Origin of the sequence: Streptococcus cuniculipharyngis, from assembly GCF_007859195.1 — a bacterium.
Classification (GTDB): domain Bacteria; phylum Bacillota; class Bacilli; order Lactobacillales; family Streptococcaceae; genus Streptococcus; species Streptococcus cuniculipharyngis.
This window is the reverse complement of sequence record NZ_VOHL01000001.1, coordinates 698,443-705,891: the sequence shown is the minus strand read 5'-3', so window position 1 is coordinate 705,891 and position 7,449 is coordinate 698,443. Positions and strand designations below refer to the sequence as shown.

The window sequence follows — 7,449 nt, the reverse complement described above, 5'->3', positions numbered from 1 at the left end:
GAAGAGTTAGTTAAGTGATGATAGCCTAGGAGATACACCTGTACCCATGCCGAACACAGTAGTTAAGCCCTAGCACGCCGGAAGTAGTTGGGGGTTGCCCCCTGTGAGATATGGTAGTCGCTTAGCTGGAATCCGCCATAGCTCAGTTGGTAGAGCGCATGACTGTTAATCATGATGTCACAGGTTCGAGCCCTGTTGGCGGAGTGGGTGAGACGTTGATTTCTCAACGTCTCTTTTTTATTTCTCTGCTTAGGTGACATGAATGTCCTGTTGTCTTTTATCTCTTTTATTTATACTAAGGGTAGAAAAATAAAGGAGGCAAATCAGATGATGAGTAGTGACCGTTTTGAAAAGTTGTATCGTAAGGTAAGACCGACCGTGATGAAATTAGAACGTCAGTACCATATTAAACTATGGTCTGTCGATGATTGGGAACAAGAAGGGATGCTTATCTTGTATCAACTGTGTAAGAGATATCCAGAGGTTATTGATGATGAGAGACTTTTATTTCCTTACTTTAAAACTAAATTTTCCAATTATGTGACCGATGTTTTGCGTAAACAGGGGAGTGAGAAACGGCGCTTTAACCAAATGGTTTATGAAGAAATTAGTGAGCTTGGGCATGTTTTACAGGATCGTGAGATAGGGGTAGCGGACTATGTGGCTGTTAAGGATTGGTTGAGGCAGGTAAGAGAGTCCTTATCAGTAGCGGAACAAGGGCAATTTGATTGTTTACTTCGGGGAGAGCGTTTTGTCGGCAGGAAGGCCTTGATGTCTAAACTTCAGCATGATTTTCTTCAAGAGGAGCGGGAAGGATGAAAAATTTGGTTAATGAAATAAATCTCCGAAGATATGATTTTACTTGACCAAATTTTGACCAAAAAAATAAGAAAGCCTATTAAATTAGGCTTTCCATGACTATTATTGATGCCACCACCGAGAATTGAACTCGGAACGGAGCATTACCATTGCTCTATTATACCATTTAACTATAGCGGCTACTTTTATATAATACCATATTGCTAGGAAGAATGCAAGTCTTATTTTATGATTTATGCTATAATGGTTAAAAAGTGTAGAAATGGAGTGTATCATGACCTTTGAACAGGAGTTTTTGAAAGATTTGGAAGAGTGGTTGAGCATGCAGCTCATGGTTAATCAGGTAGCCATGACAGAAAGTCAGAAGGAGTTTGAGGCTAGTCAGGATGAGCGAGCAAAAGATGCGATTATTCGTTATGAAAGTCGGCTAGATGCCTATCAGTTTCTGCAAGGTAAGCTGGACAATTATAAAAATGGAAAATCTTTCCATGACTTGCCGGATGGCCTATTTGGCACGAGAAATTATTGATTTTTGTGGAGAAATTTGATAGAATGAAAGTATTCAGAGGTGTTTTGAGTAAGGCTTGTTACAGAGAGCAGGAGGGTTGAGAACTTGCACAGTCGTCAAAACTGGTTGCTGAAGTGAACGAGTGCTAATAAATGGAGTAGCGGGCTTGCCCGAAACAGTGGTGGTACCGCGGATTTATCTAAATTCGTCCCTGTCTAGCTTGTGCTAGATGGGGATTTTTCTATCTTTGAGGAAATTACTCAGCCTTGTCAGTCAAAGGAGAAGGTCATGTTACATCATGTTGAACTTTATGTGTCCAATCTGTAGCAGTCCCGTCAATTTTATGACTTGCTCCTGCCAAGGTTGGGGTATGTTCTTTATCAGGATTGGGAACAGGGATTTTCTTATAAAAAAGATGGACATTATCTTGTCTTTGTGCAGACGGTAGAAGCTTTTCTAGCTGCTGGTTATCATCGCTGTCGCGTCGGGCTTAATCACTTGGCTTTTGCTGGTGGTAGTCCGGCAGATGTGGACCAGTTGGCTCGGGATTTGAAAGAGTGGGGTGTTACCTTGCTTTACGAAGACCGTTTTCCCTACGCGGGTGGTGCAAACCATTATGCTTGCTATTGTCAAGACCCAGATGGGATTAAGATAGAAGTGGTAGGAGAATAAGATTATTGGTCCTCAGGCCTCAGGTAAGATGACGATTGGGCAGGAATGGGAGAAACTCACGGATTTGACCTTGTTTCATAACCATGAGAGCATTGATTTTGTGACTAAATTTCTTCCCATGTCAATGGCAGCGAGAGATTTGATTGATAAGATTCGTTTTGACTCTTTTGAAACCTTTGCTAAGCTAGGTCGGGGGATGATTTTACCATTTTTATTGATTTTTCGTCACAGGAGGAGATTGCTTATTTGGAAAAAATCCAAGAGATATTTCAGCAGTATGGTCAAGCAGTTTTCTTCATTGAGTTGAAAGTGGATTTGGAAGAGAGATTACGGCGAAATAAGACTGAAAATCATTTAAAACATAAGCCGATTAAGCGTGATTTGATATGGTCAGAACAGGATTTGCTGGAGACAGTCCATCATTGTCAAGTTAATAGTCAAAGCTGTCCAGAGAAATTACGTCATTATAGAAAATTACAGGCCAGTCATTTATCTGCCAGAGAGCTGGCGGAAGCGATTCTTAGAGATGATTTAGGAGGAAAAAATGGAGACTTTTGATATTAAGCGTCTGCAGTGGACGAGAGAACCCAAGTCTTATCAGCTTGGTCAAAACCAGATTGTCATTGAAACCCAGCCGCATACGGATTTGTGGCAACGAACTTACTATCATTTTCAAAATGATAATGCCCCTGTCTTGCAGCTGACGACAGAGGAAGAGTATTTTAGCTTTGTCGTCAAGACGAGTTTTGACAGTAAGCACCGATTTGACCAATGCGGTGTCGTGGTTTATCTGGATAGTGAGAATTGGCTCAAGGCCTCTATCGAATATGAAAATGAGAATTTTCAGCATTTGGGGAGTGTGGTGACTAATCACGGTTATTCAGACTGGGCAACGACAGAAATTTCAGCGGACATTAAGGAAATGTGGTACCGTCTCAGTCGGCGAGGTCAGGACTTCCGTGTTGAAAATTCGACGGATGGGGTGACCTTTAAGCAGATGCGCATCTGTCATCTAGCTCAGGCGACTGGAAAAATTGCCTTTGGCATCTATGCTTGTAGCCCAGAAAATTCCAGTTTTATCGCTCGTTTTACTGATTTTGAAATGGGTGAGTGCCAGTGGAAAGAACATGATGGTCAGGAGCCGGATTGATACCTTAGCCTACGATAATGAGCGACAAGCTTTTGTAATTATTGAATATAAACGTTCCAGTAGTTATAGTGTATTTGACCAAGGGGTTAGTTTAGTCAGAAATTTAAAATTGATGGATAGGCTATTATATATTTGATGAAGTGAAGTCATACTTTTCTTCTGACAATAATAAAAGTTATTTTCAAGTTATGTTGTCAGGAATTGCAATTTTAACAACTTTTCTTCTTTTTTATTGGCGAAATGAAATAGAGTTAAATAATAAAAATAAAGAAATAGAAAAAGAGAGAGAAAAGTCAGAGCGACTTTATCTAGAGCAAAGAGAGCGTGAATACGCAAATGCAGATACCATTATTGCTAACTGTGATAGTGAATTATTCTTAGGAGGAAAGGAGGGCACGACACTTAAAAAATTATCCGAGAATTTAGGTAAAGAAACTATCGATCTTTACAATACATCAGAAACTAGATCCAATCAAAAATCATTTGGGCTTAACTATCAAAAGATAGATAAAGAACTTATGAGTAGAGATGAGATAAAAGTAATGGATGGTGGAAAATGTATTTTAGAGATAAGAGGCTCAAGACCTTTTTATTCAGATAAGTTTGATATAACGAAACAAAGAATTATAGATTACTTGAAGCTTATGACAAAAGAAATTTGGTTGATATTGAGAAGTATTTGGAGAGAAAAGGTAAGGTAAAAGTAAGTAATAAAATAGCTGTGGCAAGGATGTAATAAAAGTTAGATAAATTAGAATTTGATGGAGGTAAAAACTTTGATTATAAGATTGGAAAGACCAGAAGATTATGATGAGGTATATCATGTCGTAAAAGAAACATTTGAAAGTGCAGAACATTCTGATGGAAGCGAACAAGATTTAGTTGTTGAGTTGAGAAAAAGCAAGGCATTTATTCCTGAACTATCTCTTGTTGCTGTTGAAGATGGTAAAATTGTGGGACATATTCTTTTTACAAAAGCACTGGTTCAAGATGTTGAGGTTCTTGCGCTCGCCCCTCTTTCGGTATTACCTGATTATCAAAACAGAGGGATTGGTTTATCTTTGATGAAAGAAGGACACAATATTGCACATAAATTAGGATATGAATATTCAGTTGTTTTGGGACATTCCAAATACTATCCAAAGGCAGGATATATTCCGGCAAGTAAGTATGGAATAAAGGCACCATTTGAAGTTGACGATGAAAGTTTTATGGCACTTAGTCTTAACGGAAGTCAAAACAAATTAAATGGAGTTATGGAGTACGACAAGGCTTTTGGGATATATTGACGATTTGATTATTTATTCAAAGGAAAGTCAACATGTTCCGGAGTTCGCTCTGAGAAATATAGAAGTATATGTGAGAGATTATGTTAAGATCTCTAGTGATAGATTAGGATATCCAAATGATATTAAACATGTTAAACAACAGATTAAAAATGATTTAAGAAAAGTTATTAGTAAATATATTTAAAGATAAAAAATAGTCAAAGGAGAATTAAAATGAAAGAACTTTCACCAAAATACAATCCAGCTGAGGTTGAGGCGGGTCGTTATCAGAACTGGCTTGAAACGGGTGTTTTTAAGCCATCAGGCGATAGCCAGGCTAAGCCTTATTCAATTGTCATCCCACCGCCCAATGTAACGGGTAAACTGCATTTGGGGCATGCTTGGGACACGACTCTTCAAGATATTATTATCCGTCAAAAACGGATGCAGGGCTTTGATACCTTGTGGTTACCAGGGATGGACCATGCTGGGATTGCTACCCAGGCCAAGGTTGAGGAGCGTCTGCGTGGGCAGGGAATTTCCCGTTATGACCTAGGTCGTGAAAAATTCCTAGATAAGGTCTGGGAATGGAAGGACGAGTACGCGGCAACTATCAAGGAGCAATGGGGCAAGTTGGGCTTGTCACTAGATTATTCGCGTGAGCGTTTCACCCTGGATGAGGGGCTGTCAAAAGCGGTGCGGCAGGTTTTTGTCAAGCTCTATGAAAAAGGATGGATTTACCGTGGTGAGTTTATCATCAACTGGGACCCAGTGGCACGCACAGCCCTATCCGATATTGAAGTTATCCACAAGGATGTGGCGGGAGCCTTCTACCATATGACTTACATGTTGGAAGATGGCTCGCGCGGGCTTCAGGTCGCAACCACACGCCCTGAAACCATGTTTGGAGATGTGGCTGTCGCAGTCAATCCAAATGATGAGCGCTACAAGGATTTGATTGGTCAAAATGTTATTCTCCCAATTCTCAACAAGCCAATTCCAATCGTTGGTGATGAGCATGCCGATCCAGAATTTGGTACGGGGGTGGTAAAAATTACCCCAGCCCATGACCCTAACGATTTTGAAGTTGGTCAACGTCACAAACTGCCTCAAGTCAATGTCATGAATGATGACGGTAGCATGAATGAACTAGCTGGTGAATTTGCTGGCATGGACCGTTTTGATGCCCGCAAGGCTGTAGTAGCCAAATTAGAAGAAATTGGTGCCTTGGTTGAGATTGAGGAGCGTGTGCATTCAGTTGGTCACTCGGAGCGTTCTGGAGCAGTGGTTGAGCCTCGCCTGTCAACTCAGTGGTTTGTTAAGATGGACCAATTGGCAAAAAATGCCATTGCCAATCAAGCAACAGATGATAAGGTCAATTTCTACCCACCACGCTTTAATGATACCTTCATGCAATGGATGGAAAATATCCATGACTGGGTCATTTCTCGCCAGCTCTGGTGGGGTCACCAAATTCCTGCTTGGTATAATGAGGCTGGTGAGGTTTACGTTGGTATGGAAGCTCCAGCTGGTGAGGGCTGGGTGCAGGACGAAGACGTACTTGATACCTGGTTCAGTTCAGCCCTCTGGCCATTTTCAACCATGGGCTGGCCAGATGAAGATGCTAGCGACTTCAAGCGTTACTTCCCAACCTCAACCTTGGTGACGGGTTATGACATCATCTTCTTCTGGGTGTCACGCATGATTTTCCAATCCTTGGAATTTACCGAACGCCGGCCTTTTGAAAATGTCCTCATTCATGGTCTTATCCGTGATGAGCAAGGGCGGAAGATGTCCAAATCTCTTGGCAATGGGATTGACCCTATGGATGTCATTGACCAATATGGTGCGGATGCCCTACGCTGGTTCTTGTCAAATGGATCTGCCCCAGGACAGGATGTCCGGTTCAGCTATGAAAAGATGGATGCCTCATGGAACTTTATCAATAAAATCTGGAACATTTCCCGCTACATTCTCATGAATAATGAGGGGCTGACCCTGGAGCAAGCGACAGCCAATGTGGAGCAGGTGGCGGCTGGTCAGGCTGGTAATGTGACTGACCGTTGGATTCTCCACAACCTTAATGAAACCATTGGCAAGGTCACTGAGAACTTTGATAAGTTTGAATTTGGTGTGGCTGGCCATATCCTCTATAACTTCATTTGGGAAGAATTTGCCAACTGGTATGTGGAATTGACCAAAGAAGTGCTTTACAGTGACAATGAAGCTGAAAAAGTCATGACTCGTTCTGTCCTTCTCTATACCTTGGACAAGATGTTACGTCTGCTCCACCCAATTATGCCATTTGTGACCGAAGAAATCTATGGTCAGATGTCAACAGGTAGTTTGGTGACGGCAGCCTATCCAGTGGTTAATCCAGCCTTTGATAATAGCAAAGCTCATGAAGGTGTTGAGAGCCTGAAAGACTTGATTCGTTCGGTGCGTAATAGTCGGGCCGAGGTCAATGTTGCCCCATCTAAGCCGATTACCATTCTGATTAAAACCGCAGATTGTGAACTAGAGCAGTTCTTTACGGCCAATGTCAATTACATCAAGCGGTTCACTAACCCAGAGCAGCTAGAGATTGGCTCGCAGGTGACGGCTCCTGAACTAGCCATGTCAAGTGTTATCACAGGTGCAGAAATTTTCCTACCCCTAGCTGACTTGCTCAATGTGGAAGAAGAACTAGCACGTCTTAACAAAGAATTAGCCAAATGGCAGAAAGAATTGGAGATGGTCGGTAAAAAGCTTGGCAATGAACGTTTTGTTGCTAATGCTAAACCAGAAGTTGTCCAAAAGGAAAAAGATAAACAAGCCGACTACCAAGCCAAATTTGATGCCACTCAAGAGCGAATCGCCGAGATGGAGAAGTTGGTGAAATAAGTGTATATTACTCAACCAGAAATGGTTGGGTTTTTATAGTAGGATCAAGCACATCATAAAGACTTATTATAGAGTTAAAAATTAGTAAAAAATAGTCGTATGGATTTATTGTATTGTAAGTACATTGGAATGAGATACGAATTATTTTT

At 41.2% G+C, this 7,449-nt stretch carries 6 protein-coding genes, 2 tRNA genes, 1 rRNA gene and 2 pseudogenes; 10 read left to right on the top strand and 1 reads right to left on the bottom strand.

The genetic code is table 11. The features are described from left to right. The first annotated feature begins 10 nt into the window (after positions 1-10). The 3 genes from rrf to FRX57_RS03480 all read left to right on the top strand — a co-directional run bounded on the left by rrf (position 11) and on the right by FRX57_RS03480 (position 819). Positions 11-126: ribosomal RNA gene (rrf, locus tag FRX57_RS03490) — 5S ribosomal RNA — on the top strand. 5 nt (positions 127-131) lie between these two features. Then, a tRNA-Asn gene (locus FRX57_RS03485) sits at positions 132-204 on the top strand. Positions 205-327: 123 nt separating this feature from the next. After that, positions 328-819 (top strand): sigma-70 RNA polymerase sigma factor region 4 domain-containing protein, encoded by a 492-nt coding sequence (locus FRX57_RS03480; protein ID WP_425472610.1) that lies wholly within the window; start codon positions 328-330, stop codon positions 817-819. Between the two features lie 109 nt (positions 820-928). Here the strand turns inward: FRX57_RS03480 and FRX57_RS03475 are convergent. After that, positions 929-999 (bottom strand) — tRNA-Thr (locus tag FRX57_RS03475). A gap of 94 nt (positions 1,000-1,093) precedes the next feature. Here FRX57_RS03475 and FRX57_RS03470 point away from each other — a divergent pair. The 7 genes and pseudogenes from FRX57_RS03470 to FRX57_RS03435 all read left to right on the top strand — a co-directional run bounded on the left by FRX57_RS03470 (position 1,094) and on the right by FRX57_RS03435 (position 7,300). Then, positions 1,094-1,348 carry a DUF1912 family protein gene (locus FRX57_RS03470; protein ID WP_146566657.1) on the top strand — a complete coding sequence of 85 codons (255 nt, stop codon included), beginning with the start codon at positions 1,094-1,096 and terminating at the stop codon, positions 1,346-1,348. A gap of 327 nt (positions 1,349-1,675) precedes the next feature. After that, positions 1,676-1,999 (top strand): VOC family protein, encoded by a 324-nt coding sequence (locus tag FRX57_RS03465; RefSeq protein ID WP_246100926.1) that lies wholly within the window; start codon positions 1,676-1,678, stop codon positions 1,997-1,999. A gap of 28 nt (positions 2,000-2,027) precedes the next feature. Next, positions 2,028-2,557, top strand: a pseudogene (locus FRX57_RS03460) (shikimate kinase). Further along, the gene (locus tag FRX57_RS03455; RefSeq protein WP_146566655.1) at positions 2,544-3,149 is read left to right on the top strand and encodes a DUF1349 domain-containing protein; all 606 of its coding nucleotides are present in this window, start codon (positions 2,544-2,546) and stop codon (positions 3,147-3,149) included. Before FRX57_RS03460 ends, FRX57_RS03455 begins: the two are co-directional and overlap by 14 nt. Positions 3,150-3,427: 278 nt before the next feature. Continuing rightward, positions 3,428-3,885 (top strand): annotated as a pseudogene (locus tag FRX57_RS03445) (TraM recognition domain-containing protein); the annotation flags it as partial. A 40-nt stretch (positions 3,886-3,925) separates the two neighbouring features. Then, a complete protein-coding gene (locus FRX57_RS03440) occupies positions 3,926-4,438 on the top strand; it encodes a GNAT family N-acetyltransferase (protein ID WP_146566734.1) in 513 nt (170 codons plus the stop codon). Positions 4,439-4,651: 213 nt separating this feature from the next. After that, positions 4,652-7,300: a valine--tRNA ligase gene (locus tag FRX57_RS03435; RefSeq protein WP_146566653.1), complete on the top strand. Its 2,649-nt coding sequence runs from the start codon at positions 4,652-4,654 to the stop codon at positions 7,298-7,300. Positions 7,301-7,449 lie beyond the last annotated feature (149 nt).

What these genes read in the sequence shown, in the direction of transcription:
- FRX57_RS03480 (WP_425472610.1), top strand. Translation starts at nt 328, where the DNA reads ATGATGAGTAGTGACCGTTTTGAAAAGTTGTATCGTAAGGTAAGACCG.
- FRX57_RS03470 (WP_146566657.1), top strand. Translation starts at nt 1,094, where the DNA reads ATGACCTTTGAACAGGAGTTTTTGAAAGATTTGGAAGAGTGGTTGAGC.
- FRX57_RS03455 (WP_146566655.1), top strand. Translation starts at nt 2,544, where the DNA reads ATGGAGACTTTTGATATTAAGCGTCTGCAGTGGACGAGAGAACCCAAG.
- FRX57_RS03435 (WP_146566653.1), top strand. Translation starts at nt 4,652, where the DNA reads ATGAAAGAACTTTCACCAAAATACAATCCAGCTGAGGTTGAGGCGGGT.